Source organism: Cryobacterium melibiosiphilum (assembly GCF_003602235.1).
Classification (GTDB): domain Bacteria; phylum Actinomycetota; class Actinomycetes; order Actinomycetales; family Microbacteriaceae; genus Cryobacterium; species Cryobacterium melibiosiphilum.
In genome coordinates, this window is the sequence record NZ_QZVS01000080.1 from 45,391 (window position 1) to 67,659 (window position 22,269).

The following is a 22,269-nucleotide window of genomic DNA, read 5'->3' on the forward strand; positions in this document are numbered from 1 at the left end:
CCCACAGTTCTCGACCGATGACAGCTCGATACTCTCGAGCTCGGACGATGTGCGCCCAAGAGAAACCAGGAATCACCCCGTGGTAGACCCCACCGAACCGGTTGTCGTGGCAGAAAAATCCGTGATCGCCGGCCTTGACCACTGGCGCACACTGCCGATCAAGCAGCAGCCGTCCTGGCCCGACGCCGCCGTCGTAGCCGCGGCCTCCGCCGAGCTGGCCACGCAGCCGCCTCTCGTCTTCGCGGGCGAGGTCGACATCCTGCGCGACCGGCTCGCCCAGGCCGCCAGCGGCCACGCCTTCCTGCTGCAGGGCGGCGACTGCGCCGAGACCTTCAGCGGCGCCACCGCCGAGCAGATCCGCAATCGCGTCAAGACCGTGTTGCAGATGGCCGTCGTGCTCACCTACGGTGCCTCGATGCCCGTGATCAAGATGGGCCGCATGGCCGGCCAGTTCGCCAAGCCGCGCTCGAGCAACTTCGAGACCCGCGGCGACGTCACACTGCCCGCCTACCGCGGCGACATCGTCAACGGTTACGACTTCACCCCGGAGTCTCGCGAGGCCGACCCGGCCCGCCTGGTGAAGGGGTACCACACCGCCGCGTCGACCCTCAACCTCATCCGTGCCTTCACGCAGGGCGGCTTTGCCGACCTGCGCCAGGTGCACAGCTGGAACCAGGGCTTCGCCGCAAACCCGGCCAACCAGCGCTACGAGAAGCTGGCCAAGGAGATCGACCGCGCGATCAAGTTCATGATCGCCTGCGGCGCCGATTTCGAAGCCCTTCGCCGCACCGAGTTCTACACAAGCCACGAGGGCCTGCTGATGGACTACGAGCGCCCGATGACGCGCATCGACTCCCGCACCGGCACGCCCTACAACACGAGTGCGCACTTCGTCTGGATCGGGGAGCGCACCCGCGACCTCGACGGTGCCCACGTCGACTTCCTCTCGCGCGTGCGCAACCCTATCGGCGTCAAGCTCGGCCCGAGCACCTCGGCCGACGACATGCTGCGCCTGATCGACAAGCTCGACCCGAACCGCGAACCCGGTCGCCTGACCTTCATCACCCGCATGGGCGCCGGAAAGATCCGCGATGCCCTGCCGCCCCTCCTCGAGGCGATCAAGGCGAGCGACGCCACCCCGCTCTGGGTCACCGACCCGATGCACGGCAACGGCGTCACGACTCCGACCGGCTACAAGACCCGTCGGTTCGATGACGTCGTCGACGAGGTCAAGGGCTTCTTCGAGGCACACCGCGCGGTCGGCACGCACCCGGGCGGCATCCACGTGGAGCTCACCGGCGACGACGTCACCGAGTGCCTCGGCGGTTCGGAGCACATCGACGAGGCCGCCCTGGCGACCCGCTACGAGTCGCTCTGCGACCCGCGACTGAACCACATGCAGTCCCTCGAACTGGCCTTCCTGGTCGCCGAGGAACTCGCCGTCCGCTAGATAATCAGCTCAGCGGCATCCGTTCTCGGCAGCGGATGCCGCGCCCGGGGCTGCTGAGGCTCGGTCCCGCTGTCGCGGCACTCGTTCTGCGAGCCGGCACTTGTTCCGATGAGTGCCCGCTGGCTCAACGAGTGCCCGCTGACTGAGCGAGTGCCGCGAAGTGAGTACCTGTCAGGCGCGGTCGCGCTGAGCACGACCGCGCCCGATGCGGGTGAGCGCTACCGCCGTGACAGTAGCGCACCAATATCGGGCGCGCCGTGCGCCAGGACGTGCTGTGGCCTAGATCTGGCCGGTGAGGGTGACTGTGCTGCCCCGGGGAGCGGATGTTCCGGCCACGGGGTCCGTCGACGTGATCTTCAGCAGCGCAGCGACCAGGTCGGCTCCGGGATTGTAGCTCAGCTCAAAGCCGAGGTCGATCAGGGCCTGTTTGCCCTCGCTCCAGCCCATACCGACGACGTTGGGCACCTCGACCGGCTCCGGGCCACGGGAGATGGTCAGCGTGATCGTTGCGCCGGCGCGGATCGTTCCCTCGGGCGCTGTGCCGCGGATCACGTCTCCTTCGGGAATGCTGTCGTGGTAGGACTCCTCGCCGCGCGTGACCAGGAGGCCCTTGTCGGCGAAGATGGCCGTGGCGTCCTGCACCGTCTCGCCGGCCACGGCCGGGATGGCGCCGAGAGACACGACGAGGTTGACGGTCAGGCCTTCGAAGTAGCCGCCACCAGCGGATACATCGCCGCCATCGCTCTCTCTGGTCGCTGCGATCACGACTCCCGACTCGACGTCGGCATTGAAGACCGGGTCGATCGTGCCGACGACAGCAGCGAGACCGGTGATGGCGTTTTCCGCGTCGGCCTGGCTGAGGCCGGCGAGGGTGGGCAGGGTGATGGGCTGCAGCCCCAGTGAGACGATGACGGTCACGACGCTGTCCTGGGCGAGCCGAGTACCGGCATCGGGATCCGTTGCGACGACGAGGCCTTCCGCGACGGTGGCGCTGTACACCTCGCCGGGTTCGGCAATGAGCCCGAGTTCGAGCAGCTGTGCGGCGGCGTCTTCCGGCGTGGTGCCCACCAGGGAACTGGGGACGGCCACCTCGGAGCCCGGGCCCGAGCCGAAATACCAGCCGGTGCCGCCGACCAGAGTCGCGAGAAAGAGCACGAGGGCAAAGAGCCAGTAGCCGCGGGTCTTGCGGCCACGCGTCTTCTTGGCCAGCACGGTTCCGTTGGGTACCGTGCCGCCGCCCGGCAGCACGAGGTCGTTGGGGGCTCCCGGCCCGGTTGCCACGAGGGTGGCGGCTCCGAGAATCTGGGTTTCGGCTTCGGCCGTCAGGGCGGAGACCGGTGCCCCGAGCAGCACTCCGCTGGACTGGCCGCCGCGCGGCATGACCATCGTCTGTGCACCGGCCGCTGCCGGGCGCAGCATGCTTCCGACGTCGAGCAGCTGGTCGAGCATGACGCGAGCGTCTCTGGGCCGCTGTTCCGGGTCGCGGGCCGTGGCCCACAGCACCAGTTCGTCGAGTTCCTGGGGGATCGACGGCACCTTGCTGCTCGGCATCGGCACGGTGTCGTTCGCGTGCTGGTAGGCGATCTGCATGGGCGCGTCGCCCACATATGGCTGCTCGCCGGTGAGCATCTCAAAGGTCATGATTCCGAGGGCGTAAATGTCGCTGCGGGCATCCGCTACACCCCGCGTGACCAGCTCGGGGGAGAGGTAGGCGATGGTGCCGAGCAGGGCCTGTCCGGTGGCGGTGTTGTTATTGCTCGCGCGAGCGAGGCCGAAGTCGCTGATCTTGATGCGGCCGTCGTCGGCGAGCAACACGTTCTCGGGTTTGACGTCGCGGTGCACGATGCCGGCCTTGTGGGCGGCGGCGAGACCGCTGAGCACGGCTTCGAGAATGTCGAGGGTCTGCTCCGGCGTCAGCCGGCCATAGTCCTTGAGCAGGTCGCGCAGGGTGATGCCGGGAAGATACTCCATGACCAGGTAGGCCATATCGGCGTCCTGGCCCTGGTCGAAGACGTTGACCACGTTGGGATGGGCGAGCCTCGCGGCCGAGCGGGCCTCCTGGATGAATCGGCTGCGAAAGGCGGCGTCATCGGCGAGATGCCCGTGCATGATCTTGAGTGCGACCCGCCGCTCCAAGCGCAGGTCGGTCGCGAGGTAGACCGTTGCCATGCCCCCGCGGGCGATTCGCGAGCGCACCTCATAACGACCATCGATCAGACGGCCGAGCATCGGGTCGGTCGGAATATCACTCACTCGATTTATTCTAGGGATTCGCGGAGCGCCCGGGCGGCAAACACTCCGCCAAGACGAATCCTGCACACCCTATTGGCAGCCGGAGGGCTGCGGGGAGACCGACGAAGACCGATCGTCAGCCCAGCTGCGGCAACCAGAGCCGTGCCGAAGCCTCCCACTTGGCATAGAAATCGGGGTGAGCGGATATTTGCACCGCCTGGGCGGCATCCGTCACGCTCATCGATTCCCAGCCGGGAATGTCGAGCAGCCCGCGGGTCACACCGGGGTTGGGGTTACCGGCACCACCGAAGAAGGCGAGGCTCGCCCGGGTCGGATCCATGACCTGCTCGTCGGTGCCCCACCCGATGCTGGGACGCTGCTGGAAGAGGCCGAGCGAGTCGCGGTCGCCATGGTCCACGTTGCGCAGGCCGGATTCCTGGGCCGCAGCGGCGAGGGCGATCACGAGACCCTGGTCGGAGACGCCGGCCGCCCGGCCGACCGAGACGATGGTCTGGGCGTTCTGGCGCATCTCGTCGGTCATGACGGTGGTCACGGCGACGGCTGTTTCGGCCTGGGCAGCCGCGGCCGCGGCCTCTGCCGCTGCCGCTGCCGCAGCGGCCGCGATGACGGCGGCCGGCTGCGGGACGGTCAGCACCTGGCCGGGGTAGATGATGCTCGACCAGCCGAGGCCATTGGCGTCGAGCATCTCCTGCACCGACAGGCCCGCAGCGGCCGCGACGGCGCCGATGGTGTCGCCGGCGGCTATGGTGTGGCTGCCGGCCGGCGGTGCCACGAAGGCCACGGGGGTGATGGCGACCGGAGCAGCAACGGGCGTGACGGCGGCCACGGTTGCCGCGGCGCCCGGGATCACGAGGGACTGCCCGGGAAAGATAGTGCTGCTCCGGGTGAGTCCGTTGGCGTCGAGGATCGCCTGGATCGACTGCCCGGAGCCCGCCGCGATGCCGCTGATGGTATCGCCGGACGCCACCGTGTGCTGTCCGGCGGCGGGCGCGGCTGCCGGGGTCGCCGCGGGTGCCGGGGCCTGCTCGGCCAGTTTCAGTACCTGGCCGGGAAAGATGAGCGCCGACCAGCCCAGGCCGTTGAGAGCCAGGACGGACGCACTCGCGAGCCCGAACCGTGCCGCGATGCCGCTGATCGTGTCGCCCTCCGCCACGGTGTAGTCGACGGGTGCGGCCTCGGCGCGCACGGCAGCCGTCGCGAGGGTCGGTGCGGGCGCGGCAAGGAGCGGGCCGGAGCCGAGAGGTTTCTTCGCGATGACGGCCGCCTGCGCGGGGGAAGCCAGATTCAGCGAGATGGCGAGGGTGCTCACGAGCACGATCGGCACGCTCAGGGCCAGGCTCCGAGAGGCACCCCGCGAACTGGGGGTCTCATCGTTGGGCCGGGAATCCCGGCGCTTTTGGGCCAAGGCCACGACTTTCTGGACGATTGTGCTCACTTCAGCCGACATTGAGCTCCCGTTCGTTGCGGTCGACTGACCACGCTGGCACACATCGATAGAGGAGTCAATCAGTGGTGCGGGTGGGGCGAATGTGCAGGGAGTTGTGCAAGCGGATGGGTGACCCCACGTCGTGATGTTTGAACCGAACCTCGATTCGTGGGAGGCTTAGCAGGTGACCGAAGAGTTTTCAGAGCCTCAGTGGCTTACCCTCCCTGCCCTTGTAAATGTGCTCAACGTGAGCCCCAGCCGTGTCAAGCAGCTGATTGAAGACAAACTCCTGCTCGCGATTCGCCGTGACGGCGTGCTGCAGGTTCCCGCCGCGTTCATCCGTGATGGCGCTCCGCTCCCCGAACTGCGCGGCACCATCTATGTGCTCGGCGATGACGGCTTCACCGACGACCAGGCCATGGACTGGCTGCTCAACGTCGACGACAGCCTCGGCGTTGCCCCGATCGACGCGCTCCGCGCCGGCCGCAAGGCCGAGGTGCGCCGCGTCGCCCAGGCGCTGGCCTGAGCCAGCGCCACGCCGCGATGAGAACGACCGCGGTTAGAACGCTCGGCGCGTCACCCTCGCGCTGAGCGTTCTCAGCTGGTCCCGAGCACCCTCTGCCAGCGGTGCGTCCGCAAGCACCGCTTCGGCCTCGGCAACCCGGTCGGCGATCATCGCTTCGACCCGGTCGACCGCTCCACTGGCCAGGATCAGCTCCTGCAGCGCCACGATGCGGGCCGCATCCAGCGTGACGTCGCCGAGTTCCCCATCAAACAGGCTGCGCTCGCCCGCGGTGAGCGTTTCGCGAGCCAGGGCCACCAATACCGTGCGCTTACCCTCGCGCAGGTCGTCCCCGCTCGGCTTTCCGGTGACGGATGCGTCGCCGAAGACTCCGAGCAGGTCGTCGCGCAGCTGGTAGGCGATACCGAGCGGTAGCCCGAAAGCCCGCAGGGCGTCCAGTTGCTCCGCGGTGCCGCCGGCGAGAGCCGCGCCGATCACGAGCGGCGCCTGCACGCTGTACTTGGCGGATTTGAACGTGATGACCCGCAGCGCCCGCTCGAGCAGTTCCGACTCGGCCTGCACGATCCATGCCCGTTCTTCCAGGATGTCCAGGTACTGGCCCGCGGTGACCTCGGTGCGCATGTGGTTGAACTCGAGCCGGGCGCGCCGGCCGGCGGCACGGGTCGGCGCATCCGCGGGCAGGGCCTCGAGCCCCTCGTCGAGCAGCTCATCGCTCCAGCCGAGCAGCAGGTCGCCGAGCAGGATGGCGGACGCGCGGCCGAAGTCGTCGGCGGTGCCCGCCCAGCCCTCCGACCGGTGCAGGCCCTCGAACAGTTTGTGAGCGGATGCTCCGCCCCGCCGGGTGTCGGAATTATCGATGATGTCGTCGTGAACGAGTGCCGCGGCATGGAAGATTTCGAGGGCGGCGGCGGCCGAAACGACGGGTCTGAGGTCGCCGGATTCGTCGCCCCGAACGCTCTGCCAACCCCAGTAACAGAAGAGGGCTCGAAACCGCTTTCCACCGCTGAGAAATTGCCGTGAGAAGTCCACTAACGGCGTCAGGTCACGGCTGATCAAGGTCACAATTGGTTCACGGGTAATCAGGAATTCGTCGACACGAGAATCAACCAGATCGACCAGATGGGTGCTTTCAGTCACCTGCCTAGCCTAGCCACCGTGGCGGGGTTAGAATTGAGAGCCAACCCGCTCGATCCCGTTATTGGAGGGAATGAGATGCCGCTTTCGGAACAGGAGCAGCGACTCCTTGAAGAGATGGAGCGCAGCCTCTATCACAACGATGCCGACTTTGTCGCCAGCGTCGGTGTGACGAGACTTCGACCCAACTATCGCTCAATCGTCATCGGCGTCTTGCTTGCCGTTGCCGGAATCGGCGCGCTGATAGCCGGGGTTGCACTGCAGCAACTGTGGCTGGGCATCGTGGGCTTCGCGCTCATGTTCGGCGGCGTGCTGATTGCCATCACCCCCGGAAAATCCGTTCGCGGATTCTCCGGTCCGCCCCCCGCCGGCCGCAGCTCTGCGCCGGCCTCGTCGGAGCAGGGCTTCATGGATCGCATGAACGACCGTTGGGACCGTCGCCAGGACGGACAGCAGTAGCTCGAGCGTCAAGCCTGTTCCACCAGCTCCACAGCTCTCCCCACGCTTCACACGCACCGCCCCAGACTTCATAATCTGACCTCCAAAAGGGCCGATCATCCGATCGGCCCTTTTTTTGCGCCCATTTTTCGTCCAGATCCCGCGCGAAAAGCTCAGGCCCCTCCCTTTTCCTCCACCGATCCGATCCCCGTAGTTTCCGGGTGTTCCGGTGAACATTCTCCGAATCTGCTCGTGAATCCGGAGAACGTGGGTGATAGTGGAGTAAAGTGGAGCAACACCTGAGCCGGGTGGAGCGAATCCGTCGAATCGGGAAGGGGTGACGATGTTCCTCGGGACCTACGCCCCCAAACTCGATGAAAAAGGCCGCATCATTCTCCCCGCGAAGTTTCGCGAGGAGCTCTCCACCGGGGTAGTCATGACCCGTGGTCAGGAAAACTGCATCTACGTCTTCAGCACCCAGGAGTTCGGGGAGCTGCACGACAAGATCCGCCAGGCCCCCGTGACGAGCAAGCAGGCGCGGGACTACCTCAGGGTGTTCCTCTCCGGCGCGAGCTCGGAAACGCCGGACAAGCAGAACCGCGTCACCATTCCCGCAAACCTCCGTACCTACGCGGGACTCGACCGGGAGCTCACCGTCATCGGTGCTGGCAGCCGCGTCGAAATCTGGGACAGCGAGGCCTGGAGCAGCTACCTGGCCGAGCAGGAGATCTCATTCGCCAACACCACGGAGGAGGTGATTCCGGGACTCTTCTAGCCCCTGGCCCCTGACTCCCAGCCGTTCTTTCCCTGACACACTTCCCCGGTGCCAGGTCAGGAATGGATGGGAATCAGGACTCAGGGTCTGGCCCGGCATTATGACAACCAACGACAGCCCACCCACTGGCGAGCACCCCGGCCGTCCGATCGGCAGCCCGCTCAGTAGCCCGCTCAGCGATATCCACACCCCGGTTCTGCTGGAACGGTGCATCGAGCTGCTTGCCCCCGCGCTGAGCGCGCCCGGCGCCGTGCTCGTCGACGCGACGCTCGGCATGGCCGGCCATGCCGAAGCCTTCCTGCAGCGATTCCCGGAGCTGACCCTGGTCGGCCTCGACCGCGACACTGACGCCCTCGCCATTGCGGCAGAACGCCTCGCGCCGTTCAGCGACCGGATCCACCTCGTGCACACCGTCTACGACGGCATCGCGGAGGCCCTCGACGGACTGGGTATTCCCGAGGTCGCCGGCGTGCTCTTCGACCTCGGCGTGTCCTCCCTGCAGATCGACCGCGTCGACCGCGGCTTCTCCTACTCCAAGGACGCCCCGCTCGACATGCGCATGGACAACACCCAGGACTTCACCGCGGAACGGATCCTCGCCGAGTACAGCGAGGCGGACCTTCGTCGCATCTTCCGCGATTACGGCGAAGAGAAACTCGCGGCGCGCTACGCCAAAGCCATCGTCGACGCCCGGGAGACGACACCCTTCGTGCGGTCGGGCCGGCTCGTTGAGGTCATCACGGCGGCAACGCCGGTCGCGGTGCAGAGGATGGGACACCCCGCCAAGCGCGTCTTCCAGGCGTTGCGCATCGAGGTCAACCAGGAACTCGCCGTGCTCGAACGGGCCATTCCCGCCGCTCTCGAGAGCGTCGCGGTCGGCGGCCGCATCGTCGTCATGGCCTACCAATCCCTGGAAGACCGGCTCGTCAAGCGTGCCCTCGCCGCCGCATCCGGTTCCACCGCCCCGGCCGGTCTGCCGGTTGAACTGCCCGAACACAAACCGCTCTTCACCCTCCTCATCCGCGGCGCCGAACTGGCATCCGACGATGAAAAAGCCGAGAACCCCCGTGCAACACCGGTGCGCCTGCGTGCCGCCGAACGACTGAGGAGGGCCGAATGAGCGACAACCTCGCACGCGTTCGACCGAGTTTCACCCCGAGCCCGTCCGCGGCGCCGACCGAGCGCCGACTCGAGATCGTGGCTCCGGCGGCGGCGCACCGCAAGCGACCCCGCATCACGTACGCGCTCACCGCGACCGCCGGTGTTGCGGCGATCGTGATCGCGCAGCTGTTGCTGAGCGTCGGCATCTCCCAGGGTGCGTATGAGATCTCGACCCTCCGCGGAGAGCAGGTCGAACTCGGCCGCACGTCTGAGAGCGTCAGCCAGGACCTCGTGCGGTTGTCCTCGCCGCAGAGCCTCGCCTCCAACGCCGAGTCCCTCGGCATGGTCAGCAACTCCAATCCGGTGTACCTGCGCCTCTCGGACGGTGCGGTTCTCGGTGCCCCCAGCTCGGCGCTCGGGTCGCAGGGTGGGGCTGCGAGCCTCGTGCCGAACTCGCTCCTGACCGATTCCGCCGTACTCACCCAAATTGACGACGCGTCGCTCGGCACTGCCGACGGTGGCGCGGCTACTGTTGCAGTCACACCCACCCCCGCGGTTCCGATCAAAAGCGGACTGCCCTCGCCCGCCACCCGATAAACCCGCGGCTCACGCCGCAGTAAGGATTTACCCGTGCCGAGGAAGACAGGGCCCCGTGCGCCCGGAATGAATCGGCGCAGCAACTCCAGCCGACGGCGCGTCGCCGTCACCGTGCTCGTGCTGTTCGCGGTCGTCGCCGTTTTCGTGGTGAAGCTCGTCGACATCCAGGTCGTGCGAGCGGATGCCCTCACCGCCGACTCCGTCGGCAACCGTTCCGTCGGGCAGACCGTCTACGCCGCCCGCGGCGACATTCTCGATGCCAACGGTGTCCTGCTGGCCGGTTCGGTCATGCGCTACGACGTGACCGCGTCGCCGAAAAATGCGAAGTCCTTCTACCGCACCGTCGAGGGGGAGAAGACATCGATCAGCGTCGGCCAGGCCGCCGCCGAGCTCGGAGCCGTCACGGGGCAAACCGGTCCCGATATCGAGGCCATGCTCGACGCGGCCCTGGCCGACAACCCCGACTCCGACTTCGTATACCTGACCCGGGCCGTCGACGTCGACGCGCTCCGCGCCATCAACGACCTCGACATCCCGTGGATCTACCCGCGCACCAACCCCAGCCGGGTCTATCCGAACGGTGCCGTGGCCGGAAACCTCGTCGGCTTTGTGTCCTCTGAGGGTAAGGCCCAGGCCGGCCTCGAACTCGGCGAAGACTCCTGCCTCGCCAGTGTCGACGGCACCGAAACGTACGAAAAGGGCGCTGACGGAGTGCGCATTCCCGGGAGCAGCGTCACGACGACCCCGGCCGTCGACGGCGGCGACGTCGTGACCACCATCGACTCCGACCTGAATTGGTTTGTGCAGCAGGCCCTCGCCGAGCAGGCCCAGGCGACCGGAGCGGCCTGGGGCACCGTCGTCGTGCAGGAGGCCAAGACGGGCAAGCTCGTGGCCGTGGCCGACTATCCCAGCGTCGACCCGAACAACGTGAGCGGCACCGAAGACCCCGAGAACCGCGGATCCCGCGCCTTCACGGCCTCGTTCGAGCCGGGATCGACGTTCAAGTCGCTGACCGCGGCATCCGTGCTCGACTCGGGTAAAGCCACCGTGAACAGCGGGGTCGTGGCGCCCTACCGTTATCTGCCCGCCAACGGTGCCAACATCAACGACAGCCATGCCCACGGCGACGACAAGCTGACCATGACCGGCGTGCTCATCGACTCGTCGAACACCGGCATGTCGAAATTCGGCGAGCTGCTCTCGAACAAGGAGCGCTACGACTACATGAAGAAGTTCGGCGTCGGCGCGGCCACCGAAACCGGCTTTCCCGCCGAAGACTCCGGAATCCTGCGCGACCCCGAGAACTGGGACAGCCAGACCCAGTACGCGACCATGTTCGGCCAGGGACTCACGACCACGGCACTGCAGGTCTCCAGCATTTATCAGACCATCGCCAACGGCGGCGTGCGGATGCCCGTGCAGCTGATCGAGGGCTGTCGACAGGCCGACGGCACGCTGACCGACCAACCGAGCGCGACCGGAAGCCAGGTCATTTCTGCCTCCGCTGCCGGTGACACCAGCGACGTACTCGAGATGGTCTACCAGAACAGCTGGGTCAACAAGATCTGGGAAATCCCGGGATATCGAGTCGCGGCCAAGACCGGAACCGCCCAGATGCCCGACGGCAACGGGGGGTATTCCGACGGCTACCTCGTCTCGGTCTCGGGCTTCGCGCCGGCCGACGACCCCGAGTACGTCGTGTCGGTCAGCCTCGCCGACCCTGTTAATATGAATACGTCTGCCGCGCCGGCTCCGATCTTTCAGAAGGTCATGAGCCAGGTGCTGAAGAAGTACCGGGCGGTTCCGTCGGGCGCACCTGCCCCTGACCTCCCCGCGACCTGGTAGAAAAGAAAGTTAGACAGTGCTGGTTAGAACAAAAATCTTGGTAAGAAAATGAGCCTCGTGACGCCCGAGTTGCCCTCGGCGCCCTCGGCCCTTCGCCCACAGCATCCCGTTTCGCGGGACCTGCAGGGACTGATCGACCAGTTTGCGCTGAGCCTGCGCACCGGTGGTCCCACCGACCGTCTCACGGTGAGCGGTGTCAGCCTCAGCAGCGGAACCGTGCAACCCGGCGACCTCTACGTGGGCGTGCCCGGGCGAAACAGTCACGGAGCAGCGTTCGCGGTGAAGGCCCGGGTGGCCGGGGCTGTTGCGATCCTGACCGACGAAGCCGGCGCCCTGATCGCGGCCGGCAGCGGCCTGCCCGTGCTCGTGACCCCGGATGCCCGCGCTGCCCTGGGCGCTGTCGCCGCGTGGATCTACGGCACCGCCGACAACCCCGCGACCCTGTTCGCCGTGACCGGCACGAACGGCAAGACCAGCGTCGTCTATCTGCTCTTCGCCGTGCTGAAGCAGCTCGGCATCACGAGCGGCCTGACCTCCACGGCCGAGCGCCGGATCGGCGACCTCGCCGTCACCAGCTCGCTCACCACCCCGGAGGCGAGCGAACTCCACGCGCTGCTGGCGCGGATGAACGAGGCCGCAGTCACCGCGGTGGGCATCGAGGTCTCCGCGCAGGCCCTCAGCCGCTACCGGGTCGACGGTCTGATTTTCGACGTTTCCGGTTTCACCAACCTCAGCCACGATCACCTTGACGACTACGCCAGCCTCGACGAGTACTTCGGCGCGAAACTGGAACTATTCCAGCCTCACCGGTCCAAGCGCGGTGTCGTCACCGTCGATTCCGACTGGGGCCGTCGGATCGTGCTCGAAGCGGGCATCCCGCTGACCACGATCAGCAACCAGGCGGAGATCCCTGCGGACTGGCACATGAGCGTCGTCGGCGCGAGCGCCGTGCACACCGAGTTCGTGTTGGAGGGCCCGAACGGTGCCCGGCTGCAGACCCGCGTGCCGCTGCTCGGCTGGTTCATGGCCGCCAACGCGGCCCTCGCCATCGTCATGCTCGTCGACTCCGGCATACCGCTCAGCGACATCGAGACCTGCCTCACCCGCGATGGCGGCATCGACGCCTACATTCCCGGCCGCGCCGAGCGCATCTCCGGCGATACCGGGCCGCTCGTGATCATCGACTACGGACACAGCCCCGACGCGTTCCTGAACACGCTCGCGGCGTTGCGCCCGTTCACCACCGGCCGCCTGATCATGGTCTTCGGCGCCGACGGCGACCGCGACACCACCAAGCGCGACGACATGGGCGCCATCGCCGCCCGCGGCGCCGACGTGGTCGTCATCACCGACTTTCATCCGCGTTTCGAGGATCCGGCCGCCATTCGGGCGACCCTGCTCGCCGCGGCCCGGGCGGCGAACCCTGCGGGGGAGCTGCACGAGGTCCCTAACCCCCGGGCGGCATTCCGCACGGCGCTGTCCCTCGCGACCGAGGGCGACACGATCCTGTACGCAGGGCCGGGTCACGAGGAGTATCACGAGGTTGCCGGAGTCAAAATTCCCTATTCGGCGCGGGACGATTCCCGCGCAGCGCTGCGCGAAGCCGGGTGGTTGTAAATGATCGCGCTGACACTCGACGAGATCGTCGTCGCCACCGCCGGTGTCCTCCACAACTCCGCCGGTGACCTGACGGTTTCCGGATCCGTCCAGACCGATTCCCGCATGGTCACGGCCGGCTCCATCTTCGTCGCCAAGCCCGGTGCCGAGACCGACGGGCACCTGTTCGCCCCGATCGCGGTCGACCAAGGCGCGGCCCTGCTGATCGTCGAGCGTCTACTCGACCTCCCGGTGCCGCAGATCGTCGTCGCCGACGCCGTTCTCGCGCTGGGCGCCCTCGCCTCCCACGTCGTGGCCGAGGTACGTTCTCGCGGACGGTTGAAAGTTGTCGGTGTGACCGGGTCGAACGGCAAGACGACCACCAAGAACCTGCTGCGCGCGATTTTCGAGGGTGTCGGACCGACCGTCGCCCCACGCGGCTCGTTCAACAACGAGGTCGGTGCCCCGATGACGATGCTCGAAGTCACCGACGACACCGAGTTTCTCGTCGTCGAGATGGGTGCCAACGGCGTGGGCAAGATCGCCACTCTCGTGAAACTCGCCCGCCCGGACGTGGGGATCGTGCTCACCGTCGGCCTGGCCCACGCCGGCGAGTTCGGCGGCATCGAGGCCACCGTGACCGCGAAATCCGAAATGGTCACCGAGCTGTTGCCGACGGATGTCGCCGTCCTGAACATCGACGACCCGCGGGTCGCGGGCATGGCCGGTTCGACTCGGGCCCGCGTGCAGTGGTTCGGCCTGGGCAGCCCGAACGAGGTCGGTGTCGCATTCGTTCGGGCGAGCGACGTTCGCGCGTCGCGCGCCGGCACGAGCTTCACCCTGCACCTGGCCTCGGGTGAACACTTCCCGGTGCACTTCAAGGTGCTCGGTGAACACCATGTCATGAACGCGCTGGCCGCTGCCGCCGCCGCGGAATCGCTCGGCGTGGCCGGCGCGGCCATCGTCGCCGCCCTCGAATCCGTCGAGCGTGCCGAACGCTGGCGCATGGAGGTTCTCGGCGGCCGTGACGGCGTCACCATCATCAACGACGCCTATAACGCGAGTCCTGACTCGATGACCGCCGCCCTCAAGACCCTCGCCCAGATTCGCGAACCCGGCCAGCGCACCATCGCCGTGCTCGGCGAAATGGCCGAACTGGGTGCCTTGGCCGGTGAAGAGCACGACCGTATCGGACTGCTCACCGTGCGCCTCAACATCTCCCAGCAGGTCGTTGTGGGCCCCGCGGCCCGCCGCATGCACATCAGCACGATCAACGAAGGATCCTGGGACAGCGAATCGGCCTACGTCGACACGCAGGACGAGGCCTTCACACTGCTCTGCTCCATCGTGAAACCGGGGGACACCGTGCTTGTCAAATCATCCAACTCCGCGGGCCTCAGATTCCTCGGCGACCGGTTGGGAGAGTTCTTCTCGTGAGAGCGCTCCTGATGGCCGGCGCCTTCTCGCTGTGCTTCACGCTCTTCCTGACACCGCTGTTCATCCGGCTGTTCAAGAAGCTGGGCTGGGGGCAGTTCATCCGCGACGACGGCCCGAAGAGTCACCACGCCAAGCGCGGAACCGCCACCATGGGTGGCATCATCCTGATTCTGGGCACGGTCTTGAGCTTCTTCGCGGCCAAACTGCTGGCCGGGGAACCGATCACCGCCACCCCTCTGCTCGTGCTGTTCATGATGGTGGGCCTCGGCCTCGTCGGGTTTCTCGACGATTTCCTGAAGACCCGCAACCAGCGCAGCCTGGGACTCGGCGGCTGGCAGAAAATCGCCGGTCAGGTCATCGTCGCGGGGGTGTTCGCCTACCTGTCGCTCCAGTTCCCGAACCAGAACGGCCTGACACCGGCATCCACTCACATATCCTTCATCCGGGACACCCCGCTCGACTTCATGGTGCTCGGCGGCGTGGTCGGAATCGCCCTGTTCATCCTGTGGATCTGTCTGATCGTCGCCGCGACCTCGAACAGCGTGAACGTGACCGACGGGCTGGACGGACTCGCGACCGGCTCGTCGATCCTCGCGATCGGGTCGTTCATCGTGATCGGTTTCTGGCAGTTCAACCAGTCCTGCTTCGGCGGCACGGACGCCGCGGATGCCTATCGCTGCTATGAAATTCGCGACCCCCTCGACCTCGCCGTCGTCTCGGCCGCGATCGTCGGCGGGCTGATCGGTTTCCTCTGGTGGAACACCTCCCCGGCGAAGATCTTCCTCGGCGACACCGGCTCGCTGGCCATCGGTGGGGCGCTGGCGGCGCTGGCCATCCTCAGCCAGACCCAGCTCCTACTGCTGCTCATCGGCGGGCTCTTCGTCATCGAGGCCGGCTCCGTCATCGTGCAGCGCGCGTACTTCAAGATCACCAAGGGGCAGCGCATCTTCCTCATGAGTCCGATCCACCACCACTTCGAGCTCAAAGGCTGGGCCGAGGTGACCGTCGTCGTGCGCTTCTGGATCATCGGGGGGCTCCTCGTCGCCGCCGGCGTCGGCTCGTTCTACCTGGAGTGGCTCTCCGCGGTGCCCAATTGAGCGGCGCCGGTGAGAACGGTGCCGATCTCGATGCCCTGACGAGCTGGCGCTCGGACTGGGCCGGCCTGCGCGTGGGGATTCTCGGACTCGGGGTGACCGGCTTCGCCGCCGCCGACACCCTCGTTGAACTCGGCGCCGAGGTGCTCGTCGTCGCTTCGCCGGTGCCGGCCGAAGGTTCCGACACCGAGCGGGCCCAGCTCCTCGGGGTGATCGGGGCCGGCCTCGTGCAGGCCGACCTGAACGCCCTGGAACCGGCCACCGCTCCCGTGGCGCTGGTCGAACACCGACCCGAGCTGCTGATCGTGTCACCGGGGTTCCACCCCGACCACCCGCTGCTGCTGTGGGCCGCCGCCACCGGCGTGCCGGTCTGGGGAGACATCGAGCTGGCCTGGCGCCTGCGCGACAAGATCCTGCCGATTGCCGAATGGATGCTCGTCACCGGAACCAACGGCAAGACCACGACCGTGCAGCTCGCGGCGACGATGCTCGCCGAGGCCGGCCATCGCGTCGCCCCGTGCGGCAACATCGGCGTGCCGGTGCTCGACGCGATCCGCGACCCGCAGGGCTGGGATGTGCTCGTCGTCGAACTGTCGAGTTACCAGCTGCACCACCTGCCCCGCACCGGGCCGGGTGCCCTCGTGCCGTGGGCGAGCGTCTGCCTGAACGTTGCCGACGACCACCTCGACTGGCACGGCTCCGCCGAGGCCTACCGCGCGGCGAAGGCCACCGTCTACGCCAACACCCGGGTGGCCTGCATCTACAACACCGCAGATGCCGCCACCCGGCTGATGGTCGAAGAGGCGGAGGTGTCCGAGGGGGCTCGCGCCGTCGGCTTCGGCCTCGGGGTGCCGGGCCCGAGCGAATTCGGGGTCGTCGAAGGAATCCTCTGCGACCGTGCGTTTCTCGACGACCGTGCGGATCGTGCCCTCGAGCTGACGACCGTGCCCGACCTTGTCGGAGTCGGTCTCGGCGCCCCGCACGTCGTCGCCGACGTGCTGGCCGCGAGCGCCCTCGCCCGCTCGTTCGACGTACCCCCGGCCCAGGTGCGATCCGCCCTGCAGGGATTCACGCTCGACGCGCACCGCATCGCCGAAGTCGCGGAGCGGGGCGGAATCCGCTGGATCGACGATTCGAAGGCCACCAACCCGCACGCCGCGAACGCCTCGCTGGCCGCGTGCGAGTCGGTCGTCTGGCTCGTGGGCGGGCTGCTCAAGGGCGTTGACGTGGAGTCGCTCGTGCAGCGACACGTCGCCCGGCTGCGCGGAGCGATCATCATCGGCGTGGACCGGACCGCACTGCGGGAGGCATTCCGACGACACGCCCCCGACCTCACCGTGATCGAGATCGATTCCGACGACACTGAACAGGTCATGCCGCTGGCGGTGCAGCGGGCGGCCGAGTTGGCCCAGCCCGGTGATGTCGTGCTTCTGGCTCCGGCCGCGGCCTCGATGGACCAGTTCGACAGCTATTCGCACCGCGGCACCGCGTTCGCGCAGGCCGTGGCCGCATATTTGAATGACAAATTTGAATGACAAATTTGAATGACAACTGTGAATGACAACTAGGGAGGTGAGGCGGATGACCCGGCCGCCTCATTCGAACGCAGACCCATCGCGGGGGGACCCGGCCGAACACGCAGGCCACACCGCCCGCATCAACCTGGGTCGGGTGTTCCGGGCCGAGTCGGCGAATTACTTCCTGCTGCTCGGCACGACGCTGTTCCTCGTAGCCTTCGGCCTCGTCATGGTGCTGTCCTCCTCGAGCGTGGACTCCTACCTCGCCGACATGGGCTTCTTCGGCGGCATCCTGCGCCAGGGCATGTTTGCCCTCATCGGAGTGCCGCTGATGCTCCTGGTCAGCCGGATGCCGCTGAAATTCTGGGAGCTCGTCAGCTGGTGGGCGCTTCTTTTCTCCTGCTTCCTGCAAGGCCTGGTGGTCTTCACGCCGCTCGGCTACGAGATCGCAGGCAATACCAACTGGCTCACCCTTCCCGGTGGAATCCAATTCCAGCCGTCGGAAGCCATCAAACTCGCCCTCGTCGTCTGGCTTGGTGTGATCCTGGCCAAGAAGCAGAACCACCTCGACGACTGGCGCCACATCTTCATTCCTGTCTTCGGCGTCGGAGGCGGTGCCGTGGGACTCGTGATGATCGGCGGTGACCTCGGAACCGTGATCATCATGGCCGGCATCCTGTTCGGGGCACTGTTCTATGCGGGAGTGAAGCTGCGGCTGCTGGTCATTCCCCTGCTGATCGGTGCGGCAGGTGCGGTCGTGCTGGCCTTGTCCAGCGAGAATCGACTCACCCGCATCATGAGTTTCGCCGAGGACGACTGCGCGGTCACCGACGGGTCCATCTCCGCGGAATGCTGGCAGCCGCTGCACGGCACCTGGGCACTCGCCAACGGCGGAATCTTCGGGGTCGGCCTCGGAAACTCCCGGGCCAAATGGTCGTGGCTTCCGGCGGCCGACAACGACTACATCTTCGCGATCGTCGGCGAGGAACTCGGCCTGATCGGCGCCATCGTCGTGCTCCTGATGTTCATCCTGCTGGCCTTCGCCTTTCTGCGGGTGATGCGCTCGAGCCGCAGCGTGCAGGCTCGCATCACGACGGCATCCGTCATGGTCTGGATCATCGGGCAGGCCTTCGTCAACATCGGCGTCGTGCTGGGAGTTCTCCCCGTGCTCGGGGTGCCGTTGCCGTTGATCTCGGCCGGTGGTACGGCCCTGCTCACGACCCTCGTTGCCATCGGCGTGGTGCTGTCCTTTGCCCGCGGCGACCGCTCCGGCGACACTCCGGCCGAACGCGCAGAACAACGTGCGGCCCAGCGCTCCAGCCAGGAGCAGCGCTCCAACCAGGAGCAGCGCACCAACCAGGAAAAGACGGCTCGATCATGACGACCTACCTGCTCGCCGGCGGCGGCACTGCCGGCCACGTGAACCCCCTGCTGGCCCTGGCCGACACGATTCGCGCCCGCGAATCGGATGCTACGGTGCTCGTTCTCGGAACCAGTTCCGGCCTCGAGGCGCGCCTTGTGCCCGCCCGCGGCTACGAACTGGTGACGGTTCCCCGGGTGCCCTTTCCGCGTCGTCCGAACCGCCAGGCGCTGAGCTTCCTGCCGCGCTTTGCGGGGGCGGTCGCCGGGGTGCGGGAGGTCATCCGCTCCCGCGGGGTTGACGTCGTGGTCGGTTTTGGCGGCTACGTCTCCACCCCGGCCTACCTCGCGGCCCGCCGGGCCGGCATTCCCATCATCATCCACGAAGCCAACGCCAAGCCGGGCCTGGCCAACAAGCTCGGCGCCCGGTTCACGCCGTGGGTCGGTGTCGCCTTCGCGGGCACGCCGATTCGGCACGCGCACCTCGTCGGGATGCCGTTGCGGCCCGAAATCGAGCACCTCGATCGGGCCGCGTCCCGGGCCGCCGCGCTCACGTTCTTCGACCTTGATCCCGAGCGGCCAACGCTGCTCGTGACCGGCGGGTCGCTCGGTGCCCGCCGCCTCAATTCGACGATCCTCGAGTCCGCCCCTGCCCTCGTCGCGGCCAACTGGCAGGTGCTGCACATCGTGGGCGAGCGTGCCGAGGTGACCGATCCGAACCTGCCCCACTACCGTCAGATCGCCTATTGCGACCGGATGGACCTTGCCCTCGCTGCGGCCGACTTCGCGGTCTCCCGGGCCGGCGCGGCGACGGTGAGCGAACTCTGTGCCCTCGGCCTGCCCGCCGTATACGTGCCCTATCCGGTCGGCAACGGTGAACAGCGTTTCAACGCCGCCGACGTGGTGCGGGCACAGGGTGGGCTGCTCGTCGACGACGCCGACTTCCTGCCCGACTGGGTGAGCCATACCCTGCTGCCGCTGCTGCGCGATCGGGAGCGGGTCGGCCTCATGGGCTCGGCCGCGGCATCCGTCGGAATGCTCGATGGCGCTGCCCGGCTCTACGACCTCACGCAGCACGCAGTGCGTGTCAGTCGTGGCGCGTAACCTAGACTTTCGACCCCTTCAGCCTGCACGTCCGATTGAAATGAGCGCACCTTCGTGATCAAGCCCGATCTCACCCTCACCGTCGCCGAAGACCTCGGAAAGGTGCACTTCGTCGGCATCGGGGGCTCGGGCATGAGCGGGATCGCCCGCCTCTTCATCAACAAGGGCTACACGGTCACCGGCTCCGATGTGCGCGAGTCCGACAACGTGCTCGCCCTGCGCGCCCTTGGCGCCCGCGTCGACATCGGCCACGACGCGGCCAACGTCGGCGATGCCGACACCCTCGTCGTGACCGGAGCGCTCTGGCAGGATAATCCGGAATACGTACTCGCGGGCGAACGTGGCCTGCCGGTGCTGCACCGCTCCCAGGCCCTCGCCTGGCTCATCCAGAAGCACCGCCTCGTCTCGGTTGCGGGCGCCCACGGCAAGACGACGTCGACGGGCATGATCGTCACCGGCCTGCTCGGCCTGCACCAGGACCCGAGCTTCGTGAACGGGGGAGTGATCGAGTCACTCGGGGTGAGTTCGGCCGCAGGCGCCGATGACCTCTTCGTCGTCGAAGCGGATGAATCCGACGGCTCGTTCCTGCTCTACAACACCACTGTCGCGCTCATCACTAACGTCGACCCCGATCACCTCGACCACTACGGGTCGCTCGAAGCCTTCGAGGCGGCATTCGTCGAATTCGCCGGCAATGCGTCCGAACTTGTTGTCGTGTCCTCCGACGACGTGGGCGCCGTGCGCGTCACCGCTCACCTTCGGGCCCATGCCCAGGCCGCCAGCCCGAGCATTGTGACCTTCGGCGAGCACGCCGACGCGAACGTGCGCGTGCACTCGATCGTGACCGACGGCCCGGTGCGTTTCACCGTCGCCTGGAACGGCGCTGACTACTCGGCCGCCCTGCGCATCCCCGGCAAACACAATGCCATCAACGCCGCCGGCGCTTTCGCGGTTCTCGTCGGCCTGGGATTCGAACCCCAGGCCGCCCTCGACGCGATCGCCGCGTTCGGCGGCACCGAGCGTCGTTTCGAGCTGCACGGCACCGTCGGCGGAGTCAGCGTCTACGACGACTACGCCCACCACCCGACCGAGGTCGCGGCGGCTCTGTCCGCGGCCCGCACGGTGGTCGGCTCCGGGCGCATCATCGCCGTGCACCAGCCGCACCTCTACAGCCGTACCAAGCTGTTCGCGCAGGAATTCGCCGACGCCCTCGAGACCTACGCCGACCAGACGATCGTGCTCGACGTCTACGGCGCCCGCGAAGACCCCGAACCCGGCGTGACCGGCGCCCTCGTCTCCGAGCGGTTCCAGGACTCCGACAAGGTCGCCTTCGTGCCGGACTGGCAGGATGCCGCCGATTACCTCGCCGGCATCGCCCGTGACGGCGACTTCGTCGTGACCCTCGGCTGCGGTGACGTCTACCGCATCGTGCCGCAGCTGCTCGCGTCGCTCACCCGGGTGCGCGGATGACCCGCGCACCGCGATGAGGAGACCGCAGGGGTTCACCGGCCCGCCCTCGGCCCGAAAGCCGCCGGCCCAGACGACCTCGGGCAAGACGACCTCGGGCAAGACGCCCGCCGAGTCCACCGGTCGCGGAGCGACCCGGTCCGAATCACCGTCAACCGGGCCGGTCACCCTGCCATCAACGGATGCCGCTGGGCCGACGAACGCCCGGATCACCCGCCTGCCGTTCGGGTTGTCAGCGGGCCGCGTCTCCGGGGGCGGAACGAAGTCAGCCTCTGACGGTGCGCGGGACGCGGCGCAGGGCGCCCGCGCCACGCTGACGGCCGGTGCCAAACTCACCGGCGGGGCGGCCCGCGCCGGGCTGCGGGCCGCCAAACGTGCGCGGAAGCGTTACGAGCGTCAGGAGGTGCGCCGCTTCACCTGGCGTTCCCGCCGCAGACGCACGAACTGGGTGGTGTCGCTCGCGGCCGTCGTGGTGATGACGCTCGTGGTGGTCGGTGCGGGATACTCCCCGCTCATGGCACTCCGCACCATCGAGGTCGTCGGCGCAAGCCGAGTGTCGGCCGACGCGCTCGTGGCCGCCCTCGAAGAGCAGGTGGGGACCCCGTTGCCGCTCCTCGACTTCGGACAGGTCAAAGAGGAGCTCTCACAGTTCATGTTGATCCAGAGCTACGTGACCGAGAGTCGCCCGCCTGGCACCCTCGTGGTGCGCATCGTGGAGCGCGAGCCGGTGGGTGCCCTGGCCTCGGCTGCGGGTTTCGATCTGGTTGACGCGGCCGGCATCGTGATCGAGTCCAGCCCCGACCGACCGGCAGGTTACCCCCTGATCGATGCCGATAACGGGGTGGAGAGCGCGGGATTTCGCGCAGCGACGGCCGTGGTCAGCGTGCTGCCCGACAGCATCCGCTCGCAGCTCGACACCGTCAGTGCGGAAACGAAGGACGACGTCACCCTCAACCTCGTCGGGGGAGCGCGCGTCGTCTGGGGCAGCCCGGAGGAATCCGAATACAAGGCGGTTGTTTTGGGGGCTCTGATGGTCGGGCACCCCGTCGGCACCGTAAATGAATATGACGTCACCTCGCCCGACAGTGCCGTGCTGCGTTGACAAGCCGTACTTCGGTCGACTTTTGGCCGGGACTTCGCGACACGCGGGCGC

The 22,269-nt window shown here is 67.3% G+C and carries 18 protein-coding genes; 15 read left to right on the forward strand and 3 right to left on the reverse strand.

Going from position 1 to position 22,269, the window contains the following annotated elements; all coding sequences use genetic code 11:
- Positions 1-79 precede the first annotated feature (79 nt).
- Positions 80-1,450 carry a class II 3-deoxy-7-phosphoheptulonate synthase gene (locus D6T64_RS09355; RefSeq protein ID WP_377011439.1) on the forward strand — a complete coding sequence of 457 codons (1,371 nt, stop codon included), beginning with the start codon at positions 80-82 and terminating at the stop codon, positions 1,448-1,450.
- A 279-nt stretch (positions 1,451-1,729) separates the two neighbouring features.
- On the opposite strand, the gene pknB is transcribed toward D6T64_RS09355, so the two are convergent.
- Together pknB and D6T64_RS09365 are read right to left on the reverse strand one after the other, a co-directional pair.
- Complete coding sequence (pknB, locus tag D6T64_RS09360) at positions 1,730-3,703, reverse strand: Stk1 family PASTA domain-containing Ser/Thr kinase (protein WP_119974454.1); 1,974 nt, start codon at positions 3,701-3,703, stop codon at positions 1,730-1,732.
- 115 nt (positions 3,704-3,818) lie between these two features.
- Positions 3,819-5,138: a LysM peptidoglycan-binding domain-containing protein gene (locus D6T64_RS09365; protein ID WP_233550983.1), complete on the reverse strand. Its 1,320-nt coding sequence runs from the start codon at positions 5,136-5,138 to the stop codon at positions 3,819-3,821.
- 175 nt (positions 5,139-5,313) lie between these two features.
- On the opposite strand from D6T64_RS09365, the gene D6T64_RS09370 reads away from it, so the two are divergent.
- Positions 5,314-5,655, forward strand: a complete 342-nt coding sequence (locus tag D6T64_RS09370) for an Rv2175c family DNA-binding protein (RefSeq protein WP_119974456.1) — start codon at positions 5,314-5,316, stop codon at positions 5,653-5,655.
- Positions 5,656-5,688: 33 nt separating this feature from the next.
- Here D6T64_RS09370 and D6T64_RS09375 read toward each other — a convergent pair whose 3' ends face one another.
- Positions 5,689-6,789, reverse strand: a complete 1,101-nt coding sequence (locus D6T64_RS09375) for a polyprenyl synthetase family protein (RefSeq protein ID WP_119974457.1) — start codon at positions 6,787-6,789, stop codon at positions 5,689-5,691.
- A gap of 75 nt (positions 6,790-6,864) precedes the next feature.
- Between D6T64_RS09375 and D6T64_RS09380 the strand changes: the two genes are divergently transcribed.
- From D6T64_RS09380 to D6T64_RS09440, 13 genes are all read left to right on the forward strand, one after another.
- Positions 6,865-7,245, forward strand: coding sequence for a DUF3040 domain-containing protein (locus tag D6T64_RS09380; RefSeq protein ID WP_119974458.1), 381 nt, complete (start codon positions 6,865-6,867; stop codon positions 7,243-7,245).
- Between the two features lie 322 nt (positions 7,246-7,567).
- Complete coding sequence (gene mraZ / locus D6T64_RS09385) at positions 7,568-7,999, forward strand: division/cell wall cluster transcriptional repressor MraZ (protein WP_119974501.1); 432 nt, start codon at positions 7,568-7,570, stop codon at positions 7,997-7,999.
- A 100-nt stretch (positions 8,000-8,099) separates the two neighbouring features.
- Positions 8,100-9,119, forward strand: coding sequence for a 16S rRNA (cytosine(1402)-N(4))-methyltransferase RsmH (rsmH, locus tag D6T64_RS09390; protein ID WP_119974459.1), 1,020 nt, complete (start codon positions 8,100-8,102; stop codon positions 9,117-9,119).
- Complete coding sequence (locus tag D6T64_RS09395; protein ID WP_119974460.1) at positions 9,116-9,697, forward strand: hypothetical protein; 582 nt, start codon at positions 9,116-9,118, stop codon at positions 9,695-9,697. The genes rsmH and D6T64_RS09395 overlap by 4 nt, the downstream gene beginning before the upstream one ends.
- 33 nt (positions 9,698-9,730) lie before the next feature.
- Entirely contained in the window at positions 9,731-11,542 is a 1,812-nt protein-coding gene (locus D6T64_RS09400) for a peptidoglycan D,D-transpeptidase FtsI family protein (RefSeq protein ID WP_233550985.1), read from the forward strand.
- Between the two features lie 48 nt (positions 11,543-11,590).
- A complete protein-coding gene (locus tag D6T64_RS09405) occupies positions 11,591-13,159 on the forward strand; it encodes a Mur ligase family protein (protein ID WP_119974462.1) in 1,569 nt (522 codons plus the stop codon).
- The gene (locus D6T64_RS09410; protein ID WP_119974463.1) at positions 13,160-14,575 is read left to right on the forward strand and encodes a UDP-N-acetylmuramoyl-tripeptide--D-alanyl-D-alanine ligase; all 1,416 of its coding nucleotides are present in this window, start codon (positions 13,160-13,162) and stop codon (positions 14,573-14,575) included.
- Positions 14,572-15,672, forward strand: a complete 1,101-nt coding sequence (gene mraY / locus D6T64_RS09415; protein ID WP_119974464.1) for a phospho-N-acetylmuramoyl-pentapeptide-transferase — start codon at positions 14,572-14,574, stop codon at positions 15,670-15,672. Before D6T64_RS09410 ends, mraY begins: the two co-directional genes overlap by 4 nt.
- A complete protein-coding gene (gene murD, locus D6T64_RS09420) occupies positions 15,669-17,204 on the forward strand; it encodes a UDP-N-acetylmuramoyl-L-alanine--D-glutamate ligase (RefSeq protein ID WP_119974465.1) in 1,536 nt (511 codons plus the stop codon). Before mraY ends, murD begins: the two co-directional genes overlap by 4 nt.
- Positions 17,205-17,250: 46 nt before the next feature.
- Entirely contained in the window at positions 17,251-18,567 is a 1,317-nt protein-coding gene (ftsW, locus tag D6T64_RS09425) for a putative lipid II flippase FtsW (RefSeq protein ID WP_233550987.1), read from the forward strand.
- Entirely contained in the window at positions 18,564-19,649 is a 1,086-nt protein-coding gene (locus D6T64_RS09430; RefSeq protein ID WP_119974467.1) for a UDP-N-acetylglucosamine--N-acetylmuramyl-(pentapeptide) pyrophosphoryl-undecaprenol N-acetylglucosamine transferase, read from the forward strand. The genes ftsW and D6T64_RS09430 overlap by 4 nt, the downstream gene beginning before the upstream one ends.
- A gap of 54 nt (positions 19,650-19,703) precedes the next feature.
- Positions 19,704-21,119 carry a UDP-N-acetylmuramate--L-alanine ligase gene (gene murC / locus D6T64_RS09435; RefSeq protein ID WP_119974468.1) on the forward strand — a complete coding sequence of 472 codons (1,416 nt, stop codon included), beginning with the start codon at positions 19,704-19,706 and terminating at the stop codon, positions 21,117-21,119.
- Positions 21,120-21,132: 13 nt separating this feature from the next.
- Complete coding sequence (locus D6T64_RS09440; protein WP_119974469.1) at positions 21,133-22,218, forward strand: FtsQ-type POTRA domain-containing protein; 1,086 nt, start codon at positions 21,133-21,135, stop codon at positions 22,216-22,218.
- Positions 22,219-22,269 lie beyond the last annotated feature (51 nt).